Source organism: Enterococcus sp. DIV0183 (genome assembly GCF_050541505.1).
GTDB lineage: Bacteria > Bacillota > Bacilli > Lactobacillales > Enterococcaceae > Enterococcus > Enterococcus faecalis.
Map to the genome: position 1 here is coordinate 1,600,906 of NZ_CP172932.1, position 22,225 is coordinate 1,623,130.

Consider the following 22,225-nt stretch of genomic DNA (forward strand, 5'->3'; position numbering starts at 1 on the left):
TTATAGACATCTCCACATTAGAAAAAATCACGATTCATAGTATCAATTATTGTCAATATTTGTACACTTAATACCGTTTTAAATGTTGTAACAAGTTAGCATTGGCTTCTATCTCTTCCTTTGAGTACCTTGTGACAGCCGAATCAAACAATAAAATGGAATCAGCTTCCTCGCAAATACTCAAATAGTCATGGGTGGAAAGGATAATTGTTTTACCAAGTTGATGCAGATTTTTTATTATCTTTTTAAATAATTTTTCCGATTCTTTTGTCAACCCAGCAAACGGCTCATCTAATAAATACACGTCTGGATTCATTACTAACAGACTAGCAAAAGCCACTTTTTTCTTTTCTCCTCCCGATAATTGATAAGGCACTTGATTGCTTAAATGGGTAATTTTTAATAAATTCAAACAATCATTAATTCTTTTTGCTGTTTCATGCTCGGATAGTTGGAGCTGTCTAGGGCCAAATGCCAATTCGTCATAAACTGTTGCATTAAATAATTGTGTGTCCGTCTCTTGAAATAATATACCCAAATGAGCATAATACTTCTTTTTATGAATAGGGTCTTTTTTCCAGGCCGTTAATGATTGTTCCATAAAATAAATCGTTCCCTCGGAAGGTTTTAAAAAACCTGCAAGCAAATTTAAAAAAGTGGATTTGCCACTGCCGTTATCTCCCATCAAAACCAGATATTCTCCTCTGGCTATTTCCAAATTACAAGGCAAAAAAACAGGCTTCGTTTGATAGCGATAAACCAAATGATTTACTCGATACATATTAGTTCCTCCCTAAATAAAGCAACCCCCCGAAAAATAAAAGATAGGCAATACTAACCAAAAAATCTTTCGTTTTTAATGGTTGCTTTACTCGATAATATTGACCAGTATATCCTCTTGCTTCCATCACCATGTCCAACTTTTTCCCATACGTAAAAGATTTTAAAGAGATAAGACTGATTAAATTACTACCCGTACTCAACTGGATATTCCCACCAACTGCTCTAGCTTCTACAGCGGCAAGCAGTTGGATTAAGAGATTTCCAAAGAAAAAGATATATTTAATCGTAATATCTAATTGTAAAAGTATTATATTCGGAAAATGAAAGATTTTTAATGCTGCTATAAATTGATTCATGTTGGTTGTTTCCATATATTGACTAATCACTATGGCTAAAAAAAACAAATGAACAATAAATAATAAACTAAATTGACCTAAAAAAAAGATCGGTAAATAGATAATCAGCGGCATCAAAATGAGGATACTAGCTTTTTTGACAATGTTTCGTAGAATAGTTAGTTTTTCAACTAAAAGTAACATGCTTAGGTAGATGCCTAAGAGCCACAAAACAAGAACTTTTTGTGTTGTGCTGATTAAAACAATTAGTAAAAAAGTACTGATCAGTTGAATTGCTGGGTGTATATCACTGAGAATAGTCTTATTGCGTTTCCCACTCACCTGAAATTTATTTAATAAAAAAAGGATTCCTTTTCGATTTTTAAGCATAAAGGTTTCTTTTTTATTAGGTTCAAAGGACGTGGAAGATTCTTTCATCCATTCAGGCATCAACTTTGCCTTCTTCCATTAAATAAACGAAAAATGAGTAAAAAAACGATTATGGCTGTTACGCCACTTAAAATATACCCAAGTGCTAATGGCAGTCCTGGAATAAAGTAATCACTGAAAAGTGCATGAAATGAAAAACCATTCACCATACCTTTTGGTTGTACTGCAGGCAAATGATTCTGTTTTAAATTCTTAACTAATTCAGATAAATCCCATTCACCCCAAGCGGTGGCATGATCAATCAAACCTAATGGACATAAAATTACCATGACCAATAACAGTCTCTTTAATCGCAACAACGGAGTCCTTTTCTTCTTTTCTTCGATAAAAATTGCATCTTTTGACACACTTTTTACAAAATTATAGACACACACGGTGAAGAGACCTTCAACAATTCCTATTACTAACAGATGGACACTCATCATTGCTGGTATAGTTATAGAAAGACCATATGGGTTATAAAGTGGCGTACCATTCGCTTCATGGAATAGTAAGGGTTGGATACCTAATAATACAGAAGTAGAAAGTGCCGCAACATTTACACCAAGATACCCAGCTAAGAAAAGACCCATTGTTTCAAATTTTTTTATACGCGTAACTAGCTTATAAACTCCATATCCCACGAATGGCATCACAAACGCCATAGAAAAGGCGTTTGCACCAAAAGCTAATATACCACCATCACCAAATAAACAAGCCTGTAATAGTAAAGCCACCGAAACAGACAGCGTCGCGGCCCAAGGTCCCATCAATAATGCGATGAGAACAGCCCCAACAGCGTGCGCAGTTGTTCCACCAGGTACTGGCAAATTAAACATCATTATTAAAAATGACAAGGAGGAGGAAATCCCTAACATGGTCCCTGTATCTTTTTTTAATTTAATTTGAACGTCAACTTTTTTTACCGCGCGGTACCAGATAGGTACCATAATCGCGCCCATCACTGCGCAAGTTTGTGGGCTTAAATAATTTTCTGGAATATGCATGTTCGTCAGACTCCTATCTTATCGATCAATATAATCAGCTAAATAACTTTGATCGTAAATCACAATTTTTTGTTTTTTGATATCGATGACTTTTTCCTCTTTTAAATCATGGATAATTCGGTTTACGCTATTTCTCGTTGAAATCCCGCAAAACCCCGCAATATCCTCATTAGTTACTTGAAAATCAATTAATATTCCTTCCTCTGTCTGTACACCAAACAAATCAATTAATTGGTAAATAAAAGTACAAACAGCCCCTTTCTTACCATTCATTGTCATATTCTGTAAGGAACTAATACTCTCCGATAATTTTGCTCGGTAGTAATCCCGTACATAATCTTGAAGAACAGCATCTTCTTTAACATATTCCCAAAATACAGTCCTTGGTATCCGATAAAAGCTAGCCTCTTCCGACTCAATGCGGATATTAAAAGGAGCAGATGTATAATTTGATACTTCATCACGTAACAATGAAATAATGTCAGGAGACACAATATACGACAGATTAAATTCTCGTCCATCCTTTAAAATAATACTCGTCTTAACGACCCCTTTCTTTAATACATAGGTGTACGCTTCCTCCAATCCATGATAAGCGAGATAAGTATGGCGTTTTTTTTTGATAATCGGTGTCTTCTTTCTATCTAAGAAAGCTGTAAGATAATCTGACTCCATAATTGTCACTCCTTTGACTAAGTTTCTGTTTGATTCGTTAACTATTATAAACACTCTCACCAACCTTTTGTTAGCAAATGTTACCCACAATAAGGACTGTGTGATTTCTAAATTTCATTATACTTAGTCTCGTAAAATATTACTTAGGAGATGATTGCTATGGTAGAAATTAACCTACCTTATGACAAGAAAATGATTACTGCAAGAATTCCCGATAAAAATTTTATTGGGCTTCTCGAATCAAAAGCTGAACATTTTTCAAATCCATATACTGAGAAAGAAACAGTCGAAAAATCGCTGGACAATCCTATTGGAAGCCTTCCATTAGAAGAATTAGCTAAGGGTAAAAAAGACATTGTCCTCATTAGTTCCGATCACACACGTCCCGTTCCTTCACATATTATCACCCCAATTATTTTGCGTAGAATTCGTTCAGTGAACAAAACAGCTAGAATCCGGATTTTAGTTGCTACAGGCTTTCATCGCCCTTCTACACGAGAAGAACTGATTAGCAAATATGGTAAAGCGATTGTAGAGAATGAAGAAATCGTTATGCATATCTCTACTGATGATTCCTCAATGGTCAAAATCGGTCAACTACCTTCAGGGGGCGATTGTATCATTAATCGCATTGCAGCAGAAGCAGATTTACTGCTGGCCGAAGGGTTTATTGAATCACACTTTTTTGCAGGATTTTCTGGTGGACGTAAATCTGTTTTACCTGGAATTGCTTCTTATAAAACCATCATGGCTAACCATTCTGGAGAATTTATTGATTCCTCCAACTCACGGACAGGAAATTTAACGGATAATCCGATTCATAATGATATGGTCTACGCTGCCGCTAAAGCGAATCTAGCTTTTATTGTTAATGTCGTTTTAGATGGTGACAAAAAAATTATTGGTTCCTTCGCAGGTGATATGGTTGAAGCGCATAAAGTTGGTTGTAACTTTGTAAAAGAAATTGCCCGTGTCAAAAAAATACCTTGCGACATTGCGGTTTCAACGAATGGCGGATTTCCACTTGATCAAAACATTTATCAAGCAGTTAAAGGGATGACCGCTGCAGAAGCAACCAATAAAGACGGCGGTGTCATTATTATGGTCGCTGGGTGTCGTGATGGTCACGGTGGTGAAGGTTTTTATGAAAATATTGCCAATGTTAAAAATCCAAACGAATTTTTAGAAGCAGCCATCCATACACCACGATTAGAAACCGTGCCAGATCAATGGACTTCGCAAATTTTAGCGCGAATTTTAGTTCATCATCATATAATTTTTGTTTCAGATCTTGTTGATCCTGAGCTTATCACTTCGATGCATATGGAAATAGCAAAAACGTTTGATGAAGCGTTAGAGCGAGCATTTGAAAGAGAAGGTCTAAATGCAAAAGTGACTGTGATTCGAGATGGCTTGTCTGTCATTGTAGAATAATGATCCTTGAGAAATCAGGAATAAGGAGCGTTGTATTATGCAACCGAAAGAAATTTTAGGAGCTTTTAAAGAGGGAAAATTATCTTTAGAAGAAGCAACAAACAAATTAAATGGCTTTTGCGAATTAGACTTTGCAAAAATTGATACGCAGCGTAAAGAAAGAACTGGTTATCCAGAAGTCGTTTATGGGGAAGGGAAAACAATTGAGCAACTCATCAAAATTATCAATAGCTTAAGAAAAGAAAACAATACAATTTTAGTTACTCGCGTTTCACAACAAAAAGCCCAGCCTTTAGAGTCGAACTTTCCTCATGGAACCTACTATGAACTTGCACGTTGTTTCGTTATCAACCAAATGGAGACTACAACAAAAAACTATATTGCGATAGTTACTGCTGGAACGTCAGACATGTCCGTTGCTGAAGAAGCAGCAATCACTGCAGAAACTTTCGGGAATCAAATAAAACGTATCTATGATGTAGGCGTTTCTGGCATTCATCGTTTGTTCGCTCACCTAGATGAGATTCAACAGGCTTCGGTGGTTATTGTGATTGCAGGTATGGAAGGCGCACTAGTGTCCGTGCTAGGCGGACTAGTTAGCGTGCCAGTGATTGCCGTCCCTACTAGCATAGGCTACGGCAGCAATTTCCAAGGACTGACTGCTCTTTTAGGAATGCTAAATAGTTGTTCCTCTGGCGTTAGTGTAGTCAACATAGATAACGGGTTTGGTGCCGCTTATAATGCAAGTATGATTAATCAAATAAAGGAGTCTTCACTATGAAAAGCTTATTTTTAGAACCATTTTCTGGTCTTAGTGGTGATATGTTAAATGGATTGTTGCTTGACTTAGGCGGGGATTTAAACAAACTGTTAATCGAATTAAAAAAACTTCCCATCGATGGGTTCACCATTCAAGCCCAACGAATTGCTAAAAGTTGTATTTACGGAACAGATTTCGATGTTCTCCTACAACATGGAAAAAAGGATTACGGTATAAAACACAGTCTCTCTCCTCACCACGAAAATGAACATCATGAAACGAAAGAACATGCACATCATCATAGCCATTCTAGAAATTTAAAAGATATTTATACATTAATTGAAAAAAGCGACTTGTCCAATTTTGTAAAAAAACATAGTAAAAATGTTTTCTATGACATTGCAAAAGCTGAAGCTGCTGTTCATCAACAAACAATTGACACTATTCATTTTCATGAAGTCGGAGCAATTGATTCAATTGTTGACATCGTTGGCTTTTTTATCCTATGGGAACAGTTAGAGATTGAACAAGTCTATTCAACGCCAATTACAGATGGAAGTGGTACTATCACAATTGCCCATGGAGTCATGCCAATACCAGTTCCCGCGGTGATGGAATTACGTAAAGAAACAAATTTAATCATTCAACAAGACTTTGAGATAAAAACTGAACTTGTCACACCGACTGGCTTAGCTATTTTTAAAGAACTTAGTCCTCTATTTGTCGCACCAGAACAACGATTAATTGAAAAAATAGGTTACGGATTTGGCAAACGAGAAACCGGCAAATTCAATGCCCTCAGAGGATCAATCTTTACTGAAACACATAGTAAAAAAAAGAGGACAGAACACCATGACCAAGTCTTAAAAATTGAAACAAATATAGACAATCAAACACCTGAACAGTTAGGTTACGTAATGGATCTATTATTGGAGCATGGTGCTCTAGATGTTTTTTTCACGCCCATTCATATGAAAAAAAACCGAAGTGCCATTCTATTAACGGTTTTAACAACAACAGAGGAAAAAGAATATTTTACAGAACTACTCTTTAAACATACTTCTACAATTGGTATGCGTTTTCAAACAATGGAACGTAGTGTGATGGACCGTTCTTTCAAAATCTTGGAAACACCTTTTGGTAAGGTCCATATTAAAAAAAATCATTATCATGGCCTATTGAAAGAGTCTATTGAATACCAAGATTGTGAACGAATTGCTAAACAATATAATTTTACAATCGAGGAAGTCTATCGCCTCGTCCAAACATTAAATAACAAAACTATTGATTAAAGGAGCTTTATCTTATGTTTCATCATATCTTATCAGAATTTATGGGAACTGCATTAATGATCGTATTTGGGGTAGGTGTTCACTGCGACGATGTCCTAAAACGAACAAAATACGCTGGTTCTGGTCACATGTTTGCAATCACTACTTGGGCTTTTGGAATCTCTGTTGTTCTGTTCGTCTTTGGCGGAGTCTGTATTAATCCAGCAATGGCCCTCGCTCAAGCTATTTTAGGAATGATTCCATGGTCTTACTTCATTCCCTATGTCATCGCTGAAATGTTAGGCGGCATTTGTGGCGCCGTCATTGTTTATATTATGTATGCTGATCATTTCAAGCTATCCGCCGATAGTGTCGATCCAATCGCCATTCGTAATATTTTTTCTACAAATCCGAACCAACGAAATTTACCAAGAAACTATTTTGTTGAAACTTTTGCAACATTCATTTTTTTAACATCTATTTTAGCGATTGCACATTCCTACGAAACACAACTACCCATTGCTGTTGGTTTGCTTGTTTGGGCAATCGGCATGGGACTAGGTGGTACTACAGGATTCGCAATGAATCAAGCACGTGATTTAGGTCCTCGTATCGCCTATCAACTTTTACCAATCAAAAATAAAACCAATAATGATTGGCAATATGGGTTGATTGTTCCCGGAACTGCACCGTTTTTAGGAGCCATTTTTGCGACACTTTTCGTAAAATTTTTCCTAAAATTCTAATAAACCAACTAAATTTCTAAAACAAAAAAATATATAAAATAGAAGCTAGTCTCTAAATTTCTTCTATTTTATATATTTTTATTTTAATCACAAGATTCTTTCTGTGTCTTAGAGAACAATAATTTAATTTATTAGCTTTTTCGTCATCGATTTTCTACAAAAGCCAGTTTGCTCTAACAGCTAGAGTCCTTTTTGGTGATTGTTCAGTAAGTTAATCCTGGATTGAAAACACCTAATAAAACGCCAACGAGAGAAATAACAACTAAAATAAGCATCGTCCAAATAGCGGAAACATGTTTTTTTGACATTAACCACCAACAAAACAAGGTAACAAGTATCGTTAATAATCCTGGATAAATACTGTCAATTTTATCTTGCAGTTTAAGGAAAACTTTTCCGTCAGCACCTATTAATTTAAAAGAAGTAGTCACATTTACCCAAGATGCAAGGACCCCACCGACAACCATACTACCAATAACTCCGATAGCAACTCTAACAGCGGCTCCTTCTTTCCCAACTAAGAAACTTACTGCTTTATCACCAAAATGATAGCCTCTAAAATACAAAAAGCGTTGGCCAAAATAGGAAATTAACGTCCAAACAATAATATAAAATATGGCACCAATTGGCGAACCGCCCGTGGACATTCCTAAGGAAATTCCTAACAAGATAGGAATCAAGGTACCATCAACTAATGAATCGCCAATCCCTGCAATCGGTCCCATTAATCCTGCCCTCATATCATTAATGGTTTCTCCATCAATTTCATTCTTACTTGCTCTAGCCTCTTCCATACTAGCAGTCACACCAACAATGACCGTTCCAAGCATTGGATTTGTGTTAAAAAAAGCTGTATATGCTTGAATGGCTTTCACTTGGTCTTCATGTTTTGGATAAAGTTTTTTGATAATAGGAAGCATTGAAGAAAGATAGCCGAAGGTTTGCATATGCTGTTGTGAAAAACAAGTTAACGCTCCCCAAAACCATAAATGAAAAGAATGCTTTAACGTTTTTTGGTCTAATTTATTTGCTTTCAACTCTTCCATCTCATATGTCCTCCTCTTCATCATCATTCGTCAGACTTCCTGTTGAATCAACCAGTTTAGTATTGTTTTTAATCAAAGCAATTTTATAAAAAATTACAGCAAAAAGAAGCGCAATAATCGTTATTGAGACTAAATTGAGTTTTAATGAAGCAGCTAATGTGAACCCTACAAAAAAAGGTACAAAATCAATGTTCTTATTAACAATTTGACGTAACAAAATTGCAATTCCCACACACGGAAGCATGCCACCTACAGTAAAAAGCGTTTTCATTGCAAGACCATCCATAGGTAATGCATCTCTCATTGCTGTAACAGCCGTAGCCCCAAAATAGGTTAAAATCACGGTTGGCAAAAAGGAAAAAAGTAGATGAGAAATCCACGGCCAACCAAAATTAATGGCATATAAATGATCAAGCTTGCCTTTTTTTATATCTTTCCAACCAAACGATTGCCAAACTAAATTTAACGCGGCAACAGAATAAAATAATACCGTTCCGATCGTTCCAACTAATGTGCCGACCGATTTAGCCAGGTCGGCTGCAGAGCCGCCAAGTGGATCTAACCCTTTGGTCGAAATCGCCACCATCGCCAAAGGAATCCCGATATATGAAATTGCCCGCACATCAGCAGACACTGTGCCTCCAGGTGTGACCAAAGCAATGTAAACTAATTGCATTGCTACGCCACAAGCGATTCCTAATTTTAAATCTCCTAAAATAATGCCACAAACTAATCCGCCGACTAAAGGACGCCCAATCGTATAATTTCCCACCGCTTGTCCAGCCATACAAGAATTTGAACACAGACAAGCAAATAGGCCTAAAATAGCCGCTTGTATCCAGTTGATTGTCATAATACTACTCTCCTCTTTTCAAAACTTCTAGAATCAGTAACCAAATTTAGCTTTAAAATGCGCCCAAGAACCAATTCGTTGATCAGGTAACAAGGCAAAATCCACTTTGTAACCAGCCTTTTCAATTTCTTCAAAAGCCGCTGCTTCTTCTGCTGTAAAGGATTGGTTATCCCCTAATTTAATTGTCCCTTCGCGGTCATTTCCCGGTCCAACATTAATCATTTTTACTTCACTTGGAACAAAATGCCAATCCACCAAAATTTTTTTCATATCCAAAGGGCTCTTTGTAATCAAAAAGTATTTTGACTTAGACGCTAATACTTTATCCTTTACATCAAAAAAATGCGCCATTGTCCAAATAAAGGTTTTTTTATCTTGTGCAGCTGCTTTATATGCTTCCTTTAAAATGGGGTTACTTGCTGCTTTGTCATTCACAGCTATAATGCCATCACATGGCATTTCTTTAGTCCAACGTAAAGTAATTAAGCCATGAATCATTCGATCATCGATTCGAACAAAAGAAATTGACATGTTCATCTTCTCCTTTAGATATCCTCTTCAGTTATATCGTTTTCAGTTACATCGTCTTCAGTTACATCGTCTTCAGTTACAGTTAACTCTCTAATGCCATGACAAGCATCTGCTACTATCATTTTTTTCAAATCAGATAATTCACTAGTTTCTTTCAATAGAAGCGCATTTAAAGCCATTGGAAAATTCACTCCTCCAACAATCAGAGAATTTTCTAGCATTTTTTGCTTATCTAATACTTTACAAATAGTAGCAAGTGGACTCCCACCTACAATATCAGCCAAAACGATTAGCCTCGTTTCCTGCGGTAATTTTTCAACTTCACAAAGAAACCGCTTACCAAAATTATCGGTAGATTCACCAGGTTGTAAGCCAAACACTCTGACTTTCTCTATCTCCTCGCTAGCAAACATCCCTAATGAATTTTTTAACCCTCTAGCAAAATCGCCATGACTGACCAGAACTAAATAAGTCATTTCCTCTCACCTTTCTTAACATTTCCACTTCAAATTTTTTTAAATCACCTCTTTTTAAGAGTCCATAATACAACTTTTATACAATGAAAATACTTGCTTCGTTCGCCTCACACTCCTTTGATAGCATTAATGTTTAACAACAGTACCTTTCTAAAATTAAAGTCATTCACTAAAAAAATTCTAATGAATTTGGCTGTTGTAGCTTGATGACAAGGAACAATGACTTTCTTTATCCATAAAAACATTTAGTTGATTACGCTTAAAAAAATAAATAATATAGCAATTCCCAAAAAAGTTGCTTTTGAATAGTCCCTTTTCTAAATTTATTGATTCATTTTTTCAACTATTAGGTTAGCAAAGTCCCAACACACATTCCACCCACAATAGGTGTACATAGTTGTACATTATTCGGAGTTAATCAACTCATTTAAGCTATGGTAAAATAACTATATATCACTCCAATTTTCTAATTATATAGGTCATTCCAGGTCATGCTCTTTTGGATACAACAAAATGAACTTATATCGAATCTATGGTTTTATGCTCTTGATAAATTAAAAAGTAAAGTAGGGATATTTATATGTCAGCAAAAGAAAAAACGATGAAATATGGATTGGTAGGCCTCTTTTTGGGGATATTGTTATTAGCTCATCTAGATTTATTAGCTGAAAATCTTAGTTATCTTCTCTTAGGATTATTACTTTTACTTGTTGCATATCTAATCTTGGTAAAAAAATTTTATTTTTTCTCAAACTTGATTCCTAAAAATACTACTGATATAAATTTAGGTAAAAAATATGGTACGGCTTCTGGCATCGGCAGTTTAGTTATCGGGATTATTTTAATAATTCTGGGACTATTTTTATAGAAAAATAATTACTAAAATAAAACAAGCAGCGAAACCATAAAAAGTACACGAGTTCTTTTCTCGTGTACTTTTTATGGTTACCTGTATAGCCTTCAATTTGTTCCTTTGTTACTTCTTTTTCTTAATAATGCTCTTTACAGTGCCACATTAAAACAGCAATAAAAATTAATGAAGGGGAATTTAACTCAAATACCAATGATTATTATTTAAGACCGCTTTCTCAAATAACCCTCATTGATTACGTACTAATCGTGATAGACTCCTCGTTGCCATTTATCTAAAAATTCATCGAAAAAGTGCGCATCTTGTTGTTCTGGATGTTGTTTTTCAACTTGATTAATTTTTTCAATTAGTTGTTCGTTGTCTTCTGTTGGATGATAGTGTGCTTCAATAAAGGCAGCAGCGATATCACAGATCAAGAATTCTCCTGTTATTTTCCCACCGAAACCAATAACATTTGCGTTCAATTCCTCTTTCGCATACAACGCTGTAGTCATATCGCGAACTAAAGCAGAACGGATACCCGGCACTTTGTTAACCGCATTGTTAATTCCAACGCCTGTTCCGCAAATACATATACCCAAATCAGCCTGATTGCTCATTACGGCTTCTCCCACTTTTTTTCCGAAAATAGGATAGTGAGTTCGAGTAAAATCATACGTGCCTACATCTAAAATTTCATATCCCTTTGCTTTCAAAAAATCAGAAACTGCTATTTTGGTATCCGTCACAATATGATCACAACCAATGGCAATTCTCATAAAAACGCTTCCTTTCTATTATTTGTTAAGCCATTTTATTTAACATATCTACACGTATTTGATGACGCCCGCCTGCATAATGACCTGTTAAGAATTCTTTTATTATGTTTTTGGCTAGTTCCGTTCCAACAATTTTTGCGCCCACCGTGATCATCCGAGCATTGTTGTGTTCTCGCGCCATATATGCAGAACGCTCATCTGACAATTCAGCGACAATCATTCCTTTAATTTTAGCAGCAGTCATAAAACTACCTGCCCCATAACCATCAAAAACGATTCCTAAACTTTCAGTATCCTTTAAAACTTCATGAGCAACAGCAAGCGTTGCTTCTATAAAGTCTTCCGAAGCACTTTCACTTTTATCGATTACCTCAACTTTTTCTTGCAATAAGTATTGTTTCATTTCTGCTTTTAATTTTATTCCATCTAAATCTGAACCAAGTATGACACGCATTTTGTTTTCCTCCTTACCTCGTGTATCTACTATTAAAATTCTGTCCCTTTCTTTAAACTCAAATCCCCTTCTCGAAAACATAATAAAACAATATCGAACTTTATTCAACATTTATTTTCTTTTTTTGTTTATTATTGTTTAATATTGTGTTGACATCTTTTTGAAAGCGTTTTATATTATACTTGTAAATAAATAATAATATATTAAAGAAACGAGGGGTTCTATGGTTATTAAAACATCGATTTTTTCATTAGATACTACCTATATTTCAAACAAAAAAACACAAGAAGAAGTTTTTGAAGAAGTTTATTTAGACTTGTTAAAAAAGAAATTAGTTACACCTGATTTTCTAACTAATTTATTGGAACGAGAACACAACTATCCGACTGGTTTAAGTTTAACACCGATTGATCCTGCACTACCGAATATCGCCATTCCGCATACCGAAAGTACCTTTGTACGCACGACAAGAATTATCCCGATTAAATTGAAACAATCCTTATCATTTCATAACATGATTATCCCAGATGAAACGCTCTCTGTTTCCTTTCTTTTCATGATTTTAAATGAAAACGGTATTGAACAAACGGGTCTTTTAGCGACTATCATGGATTTTATTAACACGACAGACCGTTCATCACTATTGGCTTTTTTTCAATGTGAAGATAAAGAAGAAGTTTATCGTTTTTTACAAAAAAATTTTAAAGGAGAGATTTAACATGATTAAAATTTTAGCTGCATGTGGGGCTGGGGTAAACTCTAGCCATCAAATCAAATCTGCATTAGAAACAGAATTATCTAAAAGAGGCTACCAAGTTTCTTGCGATGCCGTAATGATTAAAGATATCAATCAAGAGATGCTATCCCACTATGATATTTTCGCCCAAATCGCCAAAACAGATTTGGGTTTCCCAATCACGATTCCTGTAGTTGATGCAGGCGCAATTCTTTATCGAATTCCAGCAATGGCTGAACCTGTTTATCAACAAATGGAAAGTATCATTCACTCTTTAAACAAATGATTTCCTTTTCAGACTAATTACTTACGCTTCACTGTCAACAATAACAAAACTAAGATAAAAATTTTGTTATCTTAGCTTATGAAGGAGAAAATAAATGAATACGATTATTGACCTAGCAAATACAATTTTTAAACCTTTAATTGATTTAGGTGCTGCTCCTTTAATGACTATTGTTTTAACACTGATTGCCCTTTGTTTTAAGGTAAAACCCACTCGCGCATTAGAAGGTGGTCTTAAACTAGGAATTGCTTTAACTGGTATCAGTGCTATTATAGGAATTTTAACTACTGCTTTCTCAGATGCAATGGCCTCTTTCGTAGAACGTACAGGAATTTCTTTAAATATTACTGATGTTGGTTGGGCACCTTTAGCAACCATCACTTGGGGATCTCCTTACACCCTTTACTTTCTTTTAATTATGGTGATTGTCAATGTCATTATGTTAATTCTAAATAAAACAAACACATTAGATGTGGATATTTTCGACATTTGGCATCTATCGATTGTTGGTTTATTTGCTATTTTTTGTGGCGCAAACTTAATAATTGCAACAATCTTAGTTATTTTCATAGGTGTTTTAAAAATTATCAATTCTGACTTAATGAAACCAACGTTTAACGATTTACTTAACGCCCCAGATACAAATCCTATGACTACCACGCATATGAACTATATGATGAATCCAATCATTATGGTTTTTGATAAAATTTTTGATAAGCTTTTTCCTTGGTTAGACAAATACGATTTTGACGCTGCCAAATTGAATAGTAAAATTGGCTTTTGGGGATCAAAATTTGCCATTGGGATTTACTTAGGGATTTTTGTGGGTCTTTTAGCTGGCCAAACACCCACGCAAATTTTTTCTCTATCCTTTACGGCTGCAGTCTGTTTGGAACTATTCTCTTTAATTGGAACTTGGTTTATCGCTGCAGTTGAGCCTTTATCCCAAGGGATCACTGATTTTGCTTCGAATAAATTAAAAGGACGTACACTTAATATTGGTTTAGATTGGCCTTTCTTAGCTGGTCGTGCTGAAATCTGGGCAGCAGCTAACGTATTGGCTCCAATTATGCTATTAGAAGCCATTGTCCTACCTGGCAATAAACTTTTACCACTTGGCGGAATTATTGCAATGGGTGTAACCCCTGCTCTACTAGTAGTAACAAGAGGTAAACTCATCCGAATGATTATCATTGGAGCAATCGAATTACCTTTGTTCTTATGGTCTGGTACCCTAATTGCACCGTTCGTTACCGAAACCGCAAAAAAAGTTGGCGCTTTCCCAGCGGGTCTAAATAATAATACTTTAATTTCACATACTACCATGGAAGGGCCAATGGAAAAATTCTTAGGATACTTAGTCGGCAATGCATCACAAGGTCAACTCGAATTTATTTTATACGCATGTCTGGCGCTAGTCGCCTATCTACTGATTTTCATTTGGTATGCAAAACAAATGAAGAAGCGAAATATTATTTATGCTCAAAAAGCTCAATAAGGGGAACTAAAAAGAAGAGGTGCATCTGCACCTCTTCTTTTTAGTAGATCACCCTGACAACTTTTTCCAATACTTTAGATGTGTCAAATTTATCTTTATTTGTAACTACCGCTGTCACTTCTTCTAATTGATAAAAAGAATAAAAATCCTGTTTCTCTACTTTAGAAGTATCCATTAATAAATATTTTTCTATTGAGTTATCTAATGCAATTGCTTGTGTTTGTCCTTCTTCAATAGTCGCTGTCATAATTTTATTATCTTTTAACGCATTACAACTAAAAAATGCTTTATGAAAATGCATTTCTTCTAATGCTTTATTAGCTATTTCACCAAAAAAAGATTTAGTTAAAAGTCGCATTTCTCCACCAACCAAATAAATGGTCAACGCATTCTTTTTTTTACTTAACGTTTCAAACACAGGCAAACAGTTTGTTACTACTCTTAAATGTTTAAATTCCATTGCCTCGGCCAAAAGTTCAATAGTTGTTCCTGGTCCTAGGAAGATAGTTTCTTCTTCGTGAATTAAACTTAATGCTTTTTGGACAATTTCTTTTTTTTCAACACTATTAATAATTTGTTTATCAGCATGAGACAATTCATGTGGACGATATGTATTTAAACTGCTAGCTCCTCCATGTACTCGTTTTAAACGCCCCGCTGCTTCTAATTCTGTCAAATCTCTACGAACAGTCATATCCGAAACATTTAATCGTTCCATAATTTCAGTAACTTTGATTGCCCCTTTTTGATCTACTAGAGAGACTATCGCATTTAATCTTTCTTCTTTTAGCATTTTCATCGCTCCATTGTTAGTATATCTTTTATTCTACGATAAAATACTTACTATGAATACTAAAACATTTCTCCATTTATTTTAACATGAACGACGATTCGTAAAAAAATGACAATTTAGCCTATCTTTATATAAACAGATATCACTTCAACGATTGATTCAGATCTATTTGAGCCTAGTCAAATAGAGATCTAGCATAAAAACTTCCCAGAAAAACATCCCCTACTCTGAGCACCTCTATCCAAAAAATAGCACATAGGCAAAGGCAGGTTACTTATAAAAAGGTAAGCAACCCGCCTTTGCCTATGTTTAAGTAAACGATATATTTCCCCTATTACTGATTCAAAGTCCTTAAAACTTTATAATCACTATTTTGCACGAGTAAAACGCTACTTGGGTTATCGGGATAAGCAGCATTGCCATCAAATGATACAACAACAGTATTCGTACCAACTTTCGTGAATTGTGTATATGAGCCCCCAGCACCGCCCACGTTGGCAAAATGTAATGTCATAGTGTCGCCTTTTGTTTCTACCTCGCGCCAATTTGCCCGCTGATAGTTATGCCAGTCAATTTGAGTTGAAATTTCGTTTGCCGTGTTTTTATACATTCCTTCGTAAAAATCAATCGTTTCCTCTTTTGAAGACCACGGATTGACTGAAATATTTGGGATTTGTTCTTTAGTAATTGACGGGGCACCTACAATTTTTTCAAAGCCAGCCCTCAACTCTGCATTATCTGTTGCTACAAAATACAGATAGCCATAAGGATCTCCTTGATTTTGCATCGTCACTAAAACTAAGGGATGATTGTTAACGATGGTGAATAAATACAAATGCTTTTGCATTTCTGGTTGCGTTTCTGCATCAGAGTAAACAGCAACTAACGCATATCCATCCTTCACTTGTCCATTTTCAGACCATTCTAAATAAATGGGATGCTGATCAATCGCTGGTTGCATAGTAGCATTTCCTACTAGACCATCAGGCGCTTGGACGCCATTAAAATTGATTGAATTTCCTGGTGTATATTCTTTATACGTTTGGTTCATCCGTTGCCCCCAATCAGCCATAAATTGTTGTAACTGTGCTTTTTTTGCACAGACCACAACTGATTTCCAGTTTTAGTAGAAGCAGAAGAATTACTTCGAGTTGTACTAGATTTTGACTCCGTGCTCATTTGACTCGCTTGGCTACTGTTAACGGTAGCAGGTGCTTTCATTTCTGATGTTGCTGTCGGCTTGCTTGCAGTGCTGTCACCATTTTTGTTGGAAGAACATCCTGATAAAATACTCAATAAAAGACCTATCAAGATTATTTTTTTCATTGGGAATCCCTTCTTTCTGACAAGAATACTGTACTACTTTTCCCCTTTTCTCACCAGCAAAACTCGACTAAAAACGGCTATATTTATTTGTTATTTAATTGTCAATTTAAGTTGATTGTAAGCATCCCATAACCAAGGATGCACAACTTTAATATCGTGTTTCAAAATATAATCGATATAGAAATATGCGGCATTTTCTAAAGAACAATTTAAAGCTTGTAATAAACCATCTAAGTATGGTGGCTTCCCTTCTTGATCCCACTTTATTTTATCAGCGACAAACAAAACTAAATCTATGTCCGAATAGTTTTTCTTCAGTGTTGTATGGCATTCAATAGCTGATAAAATTTCATTGTCTTCAATACCAAAATCCATTTTCGCAATAGACTTAGAAATTTTTTGATGAATTATCATTGGAAAGGCCATTTCTGCTTCGTTTAATTCAATCCCATATTTTTGTGCGACACTAATTCTCTGATTATTTGGATAAATCGCAGAGATATCGTGTAAATATCCTGCAATACTTACTTTTTCTGGACTAGTTAAATATTTTTCACCAAGTTGATAGGCATACTCTCCAACTTCCATACAATGATAATACGTCTTCTCACAGTTTTTACTCACTAAATATTGTTTAATTTCATTTTTCAACACCTGTTGATGATCCATTTCCACAGCCCTTTCTCATTCCGATTACTCTTCTAGATAAATAAAGTATACTCCTTTCATCCTCTAGCAACCTTTTATTTTTTATTAAATAAACAGCTAACTAAATTGAAACTTTTTGGTCCTCAAATTCGTCTATAACTAATAGGACGTTCAATTTTGTATAACGTGGAGGTGTATTTTTTAACTTTTTCATTAACCAAAGAGGAGTGAAAGTATGCGACATAAGAAAAGAAAATTCAAAATAAACGGGTATGTATTATTTAGTGCGTTAATCCTCATTGTTCTTGTTTTCATTCAAACGTTCCTATTAACTCAACCCAAGATAACAAGTAAAAATGATGATACTACGCAGACATCGACTAAAAATTCAACTGCAAAAAAAGATTCCCCGACCAAGTTAGAAAAGGAATCAACACACATGACTATTTCATCAAAAAAATATGCTTACTCAGCAGACAAAATCAGAAAATATATAACTGGAGAAGAACCTTACAAAGGTGAAAAATTAGTATTCTTAACCTTTGATGATGGCGTTAATAATCAAATAACCCCACAAGTCCTAGATGCATTAAAAAAGTATAACGTCCACGCAACTTTTTTTCTTGTAGGAAATACCCTAACTTCCGAAAATCAAAAGATAGTGAAACGCGAAGTTGCAGAAGGACATTCAATAGGCTTTCATAGTTCAACTCATGATTATGCAACGTTATATCCAAACGGGATTGTCAACACTGAAGAAATACAAGCGGAAATAGCAACCATGGAGAACTCTCTTAAAAAAATATTGGGCGAAACATTTCAAACAACTCTCTGGCGATACCCAGGAGGTCATATGTCATGGGGAGGTACAGAAAAATCTGATGAATTATTCAAACAACTTGGCATCCATTGGATTGACTGGAATGCGATGGTTGGGGATGCGGAACCGTTAGACAGACAGCCTACTACAGTCGCAGAAATGCTCGCTTTCCATCAACATTCACTTGAGGTTTATCCAGATTATAATATTAGAGTAGTCTTAATGCATGATTCAGTAGATAAGGAATTAACAAAACAAGCATTGCCACAATTAATAGAGTTTTATCAAGCAAATGGTTATCAATTTGGTGTCTTATATTAGAGCAACTTGGAGCACTAAAGGAAGTATTTCTGGTCTTAGTCAATGTTGATTTTCTACTTAATTACACAAAAAAACACCCTCTTGCTGAGCAAGAGGGTGTTCGTTTGTCGAATAGTAAAGATTAACGACGGATTTCTTTGATACGAGCTGCTTTTCCGTGTAATGCGCGTAAGTAGTAAAGTTTTGCACGACGTACTTTACCGTAGCGAACCACTTCAATTTGAGCAACACGTGGTGTGTGTAATGGGAATGTACGTTCCACACCAACACCATTTGAAACTTTACGTACTGTGTAAGTTTCGCTGATTCCAGCACCACGGCGTTTAATTACAACACCTTCGAATAACTGGATACGTTCACGAGTACCTTCGACTACTTTCGCATGAACGCGAACAGTGTCACCAGGGCGGAACGCAGGAATATCCGTACGTAATTGTTCTTGTGTTAATTCTTGAATTAATGGATTCATTTTATCCTTCTCCTTATTCCCAAATATTCTTATGGTCACTTCTGCCACAGCGGAATATTGTAATAGTTAGAGCGCATTGCACTCACCAAACTAGTTTACCACAGACAAAATAAGCTGTAAAGAGAATTTTCTTGAAAGTTCCCTTATTTTTGCTCTTCTTGTTTAATTTCCTCTAATAACTTCAACATTTCAGGCGTCATTTCTACTGATTCCAACATGTCAGGTCGACGCAAAAAGGTCCGTCGTAATGATTCTTTTAGTTGCCATTCTGCAATTAATTTATGGTTACCATTCGTTAGCACGGCAGGGACTTCCATATCGTTGAAAATAGCAGGTCTGGTATATTGTGGATGCTCTAATAGGCCAGTGGAATGTGAATCCGTTTGTGCAGAAAGATTATTACCTAAGACATCAGGTAATAAACGGACTGTCGCATCAATCATGACCATTGCGCCTAATTCGCCCCCTGTTAAAACGTAATCCCCCAATGAAACTTCATCTGTAACCATCGTGCGAATTCGCTCATCATAGCCTTCATAATGTCCACAAATAAAAACTAAATGTTCTTCTTGTGAAAATTCCTCGGCCATTTTTTGATTAAACGGTTTTCCTGCTGGATCTAATAAGATGACCCGTTTTGGTTGCTGGTTTGTCTCTTCTTCAATTGCCTTTAGGTTATCATAGATCGGTTGTACTTTTAAAAGCATCCCCGCGCCACCGCCATACGGATAATCATCGACCGTTTGGTGTTTGTTATCTGAAAAATCGCGAAAATTAGAGACATTCAATTCTAATAACTGCTTTTCCCGAGCTTTCCCAATAATTGATTCCCCCATTGGTCCTTCAAACATTCTAGGAAAAAGAGTTAATACATCAATTCTCATCGTCAATCAATCCTTCTGGAATGTCCACATCAATCCGTTGATTTTCGACATCGACTTTTGTAACAACGCCTTCAATATACGGTAAAAGTAAATCTTTTTTCTTTGGTCGTTGGACGACCCACACATCATTCGCACCAGGAGATAAAATTTCTTTAATTTTTCCCAGTTCACTACCGGTTTCATCATAAACAGTGGCACCAATGATTTGGTGATAATAAAATTCGTCCTCTGCCAATTCAGCGAGATTGTCTTTTGCAACTTTTAAAATACCGTCACGATATTTTTCAACATCATTGATATTTGGATGTCCTTCAAAGCTTAAAATGTCAAGATTCTTATGCTTGCGGTGGGACTTCACGACCAATTCAATTGGTGCTTTTTTCTCTTGAAATAGCAGTAACGTTGCCCCTTTTTGATAACGTTCTTCTGGAAAATCCGTTTTCGAAATGACCCGAACTTCTCCTTTGATTCCTTGTGTGTTCACAATTTTTCCTACATTTAAATAATCTGTCACGTGAAAGCCTCTCTTCCTTGTATTTCATCTTTCCTATTCTACCATTTCTTACGCGCAAATTCTATGAAAAAACAAAGGCCAACTTTTCCAGTCAGCCTTTGTTTTTATTAATTCGTTAAACCAGTTAATGTGCCATAAATTAAAAATAAATTCAATAACGTCAAGGCAATAGCAATAATCCAAGCTAAAAATTTCACCCACGCTGGATTCGCAAATTGGCCCATTAATTTTTTATCACTTGTATACATCGTTAAAGGAATAATCGACACTGGCAAAGCAATACTTAGGAAAACTTGCGTATAAAGCAACAAGTCTTCAACAGCCGTTTCGCTACCGCCATAAATAATGACACAGATAATGACTGGCACAATTGCTAACAAACGAGTTAACACTCGTCGTGCCCACAACGGCATTTTTAAATGGATAAAGCCTTCCATTACAATTTGTCCTGACAGCGTACCTGTAATCGTTGAATTTTGACCCGAAGCCAGTAAAGCAATTGCAAAAAGAATACTTAACACTGGGCTAGCAATATTACCAACAATATCTGGATTTTTCAGAGCATCAAATAAATCAACAAATTTACCTAATTCACTGTTGGTTCCATAAAATAATGCTCCTCCTAAAATTAACAACAAACAATTTACGACAAAAGCGACAGTTAATTGAATATTTGAATCCCAAGTAGTGAAACGAATTGCTTTGGCTTTCTCAGCATCATCGTTACGATCAAATTTCCGAGCTTGCGCAATGGAAGAATGCAAATATAAGTTATGAGGCATGACTGTCGCTCCAACGATTCCCAAGGCTAAAAATAACATGGATTTATCTGTCGCTATTTTTGTGTCTGGAATAAAACCTCGTAACACTTCACCAATATTTGGATCTGCTAATGCCACTTCATAAGCAAAAACAAAAAAGATAACTGCAATTAAACAAGAAACAATTGCTTCGATTTTGCGAAAGCCTAACTTTGTCAGTAGCAACAGTAATAAAACATCAAACGTTGTTATTAACACACCAATTAATAATGGAAAACCAAATAATAATTGCAAAGCAACTGCACCACCAATTACCTCAGCGATATCTGTAGCCATTATGGCTAACTCCGTCACCACCCACAAGGCAACGCCCGTTCGTTTACTTGTATGCTCTCTAGTCGCTTGGGCTAAATCCATTCCTGTCACGATTCCTAAGCGCGCAGCCATACTTTGTAGTAACATGGCAACTAAACTAGAAAGTAAAATCACACTAAGTAACGTGTACTTATATTCCGCTCCGCCAGCAATTGACGTAATCCAATTTCCTGGATCCATATAACCAACAGCCACTAAAGCGCCAGGTCCGCTATAGGCTAGCAAAGTTCGCCAAAAGCTAGCGTTTTTAGGTACCTCGACGGTATTATTTATCTCTTCTAAACTAGGTCCATTTGCATAATTAAGCATTTTTTCCGTTTTCTTTTCTTTCATCCAACATCCCTCAATCTATCTTGTTCACACAT

At 35.8% G+C, this 22,225-nt stretch carries 25 protein-coding genes and 1 pseudogene; 9 read left to right on the plus strand and 17 right to left on the minus strand.

Annotated features, from left to right (window positions below):
- Positions 1 to 67: 67 nt before the first annotated feature.
- The 4 genes from IGK72_RS07865 to IGK72_RS07880 are packed head-to-tail and all read right to left on the minus strand — an operon-like array spanning position 68 to position 3,229.
- On the minus strand, positions 68 to 781 hold the full coding sequence (locus IGK72_RS07865) for an ABC transporter ATP-binding protein (RefSeq protein ID WP_023895613.1): 714 nt from the start codon (positions 779 to 781) through the stop codon (positions 68 to 70).
- A gap of 1 nt (position 782) precedes the next feature.
- Positions 783 to 1,568, minus strand: a complete 786-nt coding sequence (locus tag IGK72_RS07870; RefSeq protein WP_165548506.1) for an energy-coupling factor transporter transmembrane component T family protein — start codon at positions 1,566 to 1,568, stop codon at positions 783 to 785.
- Complete coding sequence (cbiM, locus tag IGK72_RS07875) at positions 1,568 to 2,554, minus strand: cobalt transporter CbiM (protein ID WP_002357206.1); 987 nt, start codon at positions 2,552 to 2,554, stop codon at positions 1,568 to 1,570. Before cbiM ends, IGK72_RS07870 begins: the two co-directional genes overlap by 1 nt.
- An 18-nt stretch (positions 2,555 to 2,572) precedes the next feature.
- Positions 2,573 to 3,229 (minus strand): Crp/Fnr family transcriptional regulator, encoded by a 657-nt coding sequence (locus IGK72_RS07880; protein WP_010710262.1) that lies wholly within the window; start codon positions 3,227 to 3,229, stop codon positions 2,573 to 2,575.
- 159 nt (positions 3,230 to 3,388) lie between these two features.
- Between IGK72_RS07880 and larA the strand changes: the two genes are divergently transcribed.
- The 4 genes from larA to larD are packed head-to-tail and all read left to right on the plus strand — an operon-like array spanning position 3,389 to position 7,440.
- Positions 3,389 to 4,663 carry a nickel-dependent lactate racemase gene (gene larA, locus IGK72_RS07885; RefSeq protein ID WP_002361999.1) on the plus strand — a complete coding sequence of 425 codons (1,275 nt, stop codon included), beginning with the start codon at positions 3,389 to 3,391 and terminating at the stop codon, positions 4,661 to 4,663.
- A 37-nt stretch (positions 4,664 to 4,700) separates the two neighbouring features.
- Positions 4,701 to 5,444, plus strand: coding sequence for a nickel pincer cofactor biosynthesis protein LarB (gene larB / locus IGK72_RS07890; protein ID WP_002379543.1), 744 nt, complete (start codon positions 4,701 to 4,703; stop codon positions 5,442 to 5,444).
- A complete protein-coding gene (larC, locus tag IGK72_RS07895; protein WP_002362001.1) occupies positions 5,441 to 6,715 on the plus strand; it encodes a nickel pincer cofactor biosynthesis protein LarC in 1,275 nt (424 codons plus the stop codon). The genes larB and larC overlap by 4 nt, the downstream gene beginning before the upstream one ends.
- A gap of 14 nt (positions 6,716 to 6,729) precedes the next feature.
- On the plus strand, positions 6,730 to 7,440 hold the full coding sequence (larD, locus tag IGK72_RS07900) for a D/L-lactic acid transporter LarD (RefSeq protein ID WP_002357197.1): 711 nt from the start codon (positions 6,730 to 6,732) through the stop codon (positions 7,438 to 7,440).
- 203 nt (positions 7,441 to 7,643) lie between these two features.
- Here larD and IGK72_RS07905 read toward each other — a convergent pair whose 3' ends face one another.
- The 4 genes from IGK72_RS07905 to IGK72_RS07920 are packed head-to-tail and all read right to left on the minus strand — an operon-like array spanning position 7,644 to position 10,346.
- Positions 7,644 to 8,513 carry a PTS system mannose/fructose/sorbose family transporter subunit IID gene (locus IGK72_RS07905; RefSeq protein WP_025190088.1) on the minus strand — a complete coding sequence of 290 codons (870 nt, stop codon included), beginning with the start codon at positions 8,511 to 8,513 and terminating at the stop codon, positions 7,644 to 7,646.
- Positions 8,488 to 9,339: a PTS mannose/fructose/sorbose/N-acetylgalactosamine transporter subunit IIC gene (locus tag IGK72_RS07910; protein WP_002357194.1), complete on the minus strand. Its 852-nt coding sequence runs from the start codon at positions 9,337 to 9,339 to the stop codon at positions 8,488 to 8,490. Before IGK72_RS07910 ends, IGK72_RS07905 begins: the two co-directional genes overlap by 26 nt.
- 33 nt (positions 9,340 to 9,372) lie before the next feature.
- The gene (locus IGK72_RS07915) at positions 9,373 to 9,870 is read right to left on the minus strand and encodes a PTS system mannose/fructose/N-acetylgalactosamine-transporter subunit IIB (RefSeq protein ID WP_002357192.1); all 498 of its coding nucleotides are present in this window, start codon (positions 9,868 to 9,870) and stop codon (positions 9,373 to 9,375) included.
- Between the two features lie 14 nt (positions 9,871 to 9,884).
- Positions 9,885 to 10,346 (minus strand): PTS sugar transporter subunit IIA, encoded by a 462-nt coding sequence (locus tag IGK72_RS07920; RefSeq protein WP_222821623.1) that lies wholly within the window; start codon positions 10,344 to 10,346, stop codon positions 9,885 to 9,887.
- Between the two features lie 580 nt (positions 10,347 to 10,926).
- Here IGK72_RS07920 and IGK72_RS07925 point away from each other — a divergent pair.
- A complete protein-coding gene (locus IGK72_RS07925; protein WP_002369241.1) occupies positions 10,927 to 11,214 on the plus strand; it encodes a hypothetical protein in 288 nt (95 codons plus the stop codon).
- A gap of 245 nt (positions 11,215 to 11,459) precedes the next feature.
- On the opposite strand, the gene lacB is transcribed toward IGK72_RS07925, so the two are convergent.
- Positions 11,460 to 11,975, minus strand: coding sequence for a galactose-6-phosphate isomerase subunit LacB (gene lacB, locus IGK72_RS07930; RefSeq protein WP_002357189.1), 516 nt, complete (start codon positions 11,973 to 11,975; stop codon positions 11,460 to 11,462).
- Between the two features lie 25 nt (positions 11,976 to 12,000).
- Entirely contained in the window at positions 12,001 to 12,429 is a 429-nt protein-coding gene (lacA, locus tag IGK72_RS07935) for a galactose-6-phosphate isomerase subunit LacA (RefSeq protein WP_002357188.1), read from the minus strand.
- 223 nt (positions 12,430 to 12,652) lie between these two features.
- On the opposite strand from lacA, the gene IGK72_RS07940 reads away from it, so the two are divergent.
- From IGK72_RS07940 to IGK72_RS07950, 3 genes are all read left to right on the plus strand, one after another.
- Positions 12,653 to 13,147, plus strand: a complete 495-nt coding sequence (locus IGK72_RS07940) for a PTS sugar transporter subunit IIA (protein WP_002357187.1) — start codon at positions 12,653 to 12,655, stop codon at positions 13,145 to 13,147.
- A 1-nt stretch (position 13,148) separates the two neighbouring features.
- Positions 13,149 to 13,451, plus strand: coding sequence for a PTS fructose transporter subunit IIB (locus tag IGK72_RS07945; protein WP_002357185.1), 303 nt, complete (start codon positions 13,149 to 13,151; stop codon positions 13,449 to 13,451).
- A gap of 94 nt (positions 13,452 to 13,545) precedes the next feature.
- Positions 13,546 to 14,949, plus strand: coding sequence for a PTS galactitol transporter subunit IIC (locus IGK72_RS07950; RefSeq protein ID WP_002357183.1), 1,404 nt, complete (start codon positions 13,546 to 13,548; stop codon positions 14,947 to 14,949).
- Positions 14,950 to 14,989: 40 nt separating this feature from the next.
- Here the strand turns inward: IGK72_RS07950 and IGK72_RS07955 are convergent, their stop codons facing one another.
- From IGK72_RS07955 to yqeK, 3 genes and pseudogenes are all read right to left on the minus strand, one after another.
- On the minus strand, positions 14,990 to 15,742 hold the full coding sequence (locus tag IGK72_RS07955; protein ID WP_002369238.1) for a DeoR/GlpR family DNA-binding transcription regulator: 753 nt from the start codon (positions 15,740 to 15,742) through the stop codon (positions 14,990 to 14,992).
- Positions 15,743 to 16,076: 334 nt separating this feature from the next.
- Positions 16,077 to 17,068: pseudogene (locus IGK72_RS07960) on the minus strand (DUF4767 domain-containing protein).
- A 90-nt stretch (positions 17,069 to 17,158) separates the two neighbouring features.
- Positions 17,159 to 17,737: a bis(5'-nucleosyl)-tetraphosphatase (symmetrical) YqeK gene (gene yqeK / locus IGK72_RS07965; protein WP_031324486.1), complete on the minus strand. Its 579-nt coding sequence runs from the start codon at positions 17,735 to 17,737 to the stop codon at positions 17,159 to 17,161.
- Between the two features lie 214 nt (positions 17,738 to 17,951).
- Here yqeK and IGK72_RS07970 point away from each other — a divergent pair, with 214 nt between their 5' ends.
- Positions 17,952 to 18,857 carry a polysaccharide deacetylase family protein gene (locus tag IGK72_RS07970; protein WP_002378417.1) on the plus strand — a complete coding sequence of 302 codons (906 nt, stop codon included), beginning with the start codon at positions 17,952 to 17,954 and terminating at the stop codon, positions 18,855 to 18,857.
- Between the two features lie 121 nt (positions 18,858 to 18,978).
- On the opposite strand, the gene rplS is transcribed toward IGK72_RS07970, so the two are convergent.
- From rplS to IGK72_RS07990, 4 genes are all read right to left on the minus strand, one after another.
- Entirely contained in the window at positions 18,979 to 19,326 is a 348-nt protein-coding gene (rplS, locus tag IGK72_RS07975; RefSeq protein ID WP_002357176.1) for a 50S ribosomal protein L19, read from the minus strand.
- 143 nt (positions 19,327 to 19,469) lie between these two features.
- Positions 19,470 to 20,210, minus strand: a complete 741-nt coding sequence (trmD, locus tag IGK72_RS07980; protein WP_002381776.1) for a tRNA (guanosine(37)-N1)-methyltransferase TrmD — start codon at positions 20,208 to 20,210, stop codon at positions 19,470 to 19,472.
- Positions 20,200 to 20,724 (minus strand): ribosome maturation factor RimM, encoded by a 525-nt coding sequence (gene rimM, locus IGK72_RS07985; RefSeq protein WP_023895601.1) that lies wholly within the window; start codon positions 20,722 to 20,724, stop codon positions 20,200 to 20,202. Before rimM ends, trmD begins: the two co-directional genes overlap by 11 nt.
- Before the next feature lie 107 nt (positions 20,725 to 20,831).
- On the minus strand, positions 20,832 to 22,193 hold the full coding sequence (locus tag IGK72_RS07990; protein WP_002357171.1) for an Nramp family divalent metal transporter: 1,362 nt from the start codon (positions 22,191 to 22,193) through the stop codon (positions 20,832 to 20,834).
- Positions 22,194 to 22,225: the final 32 nt, after the last annotated feature.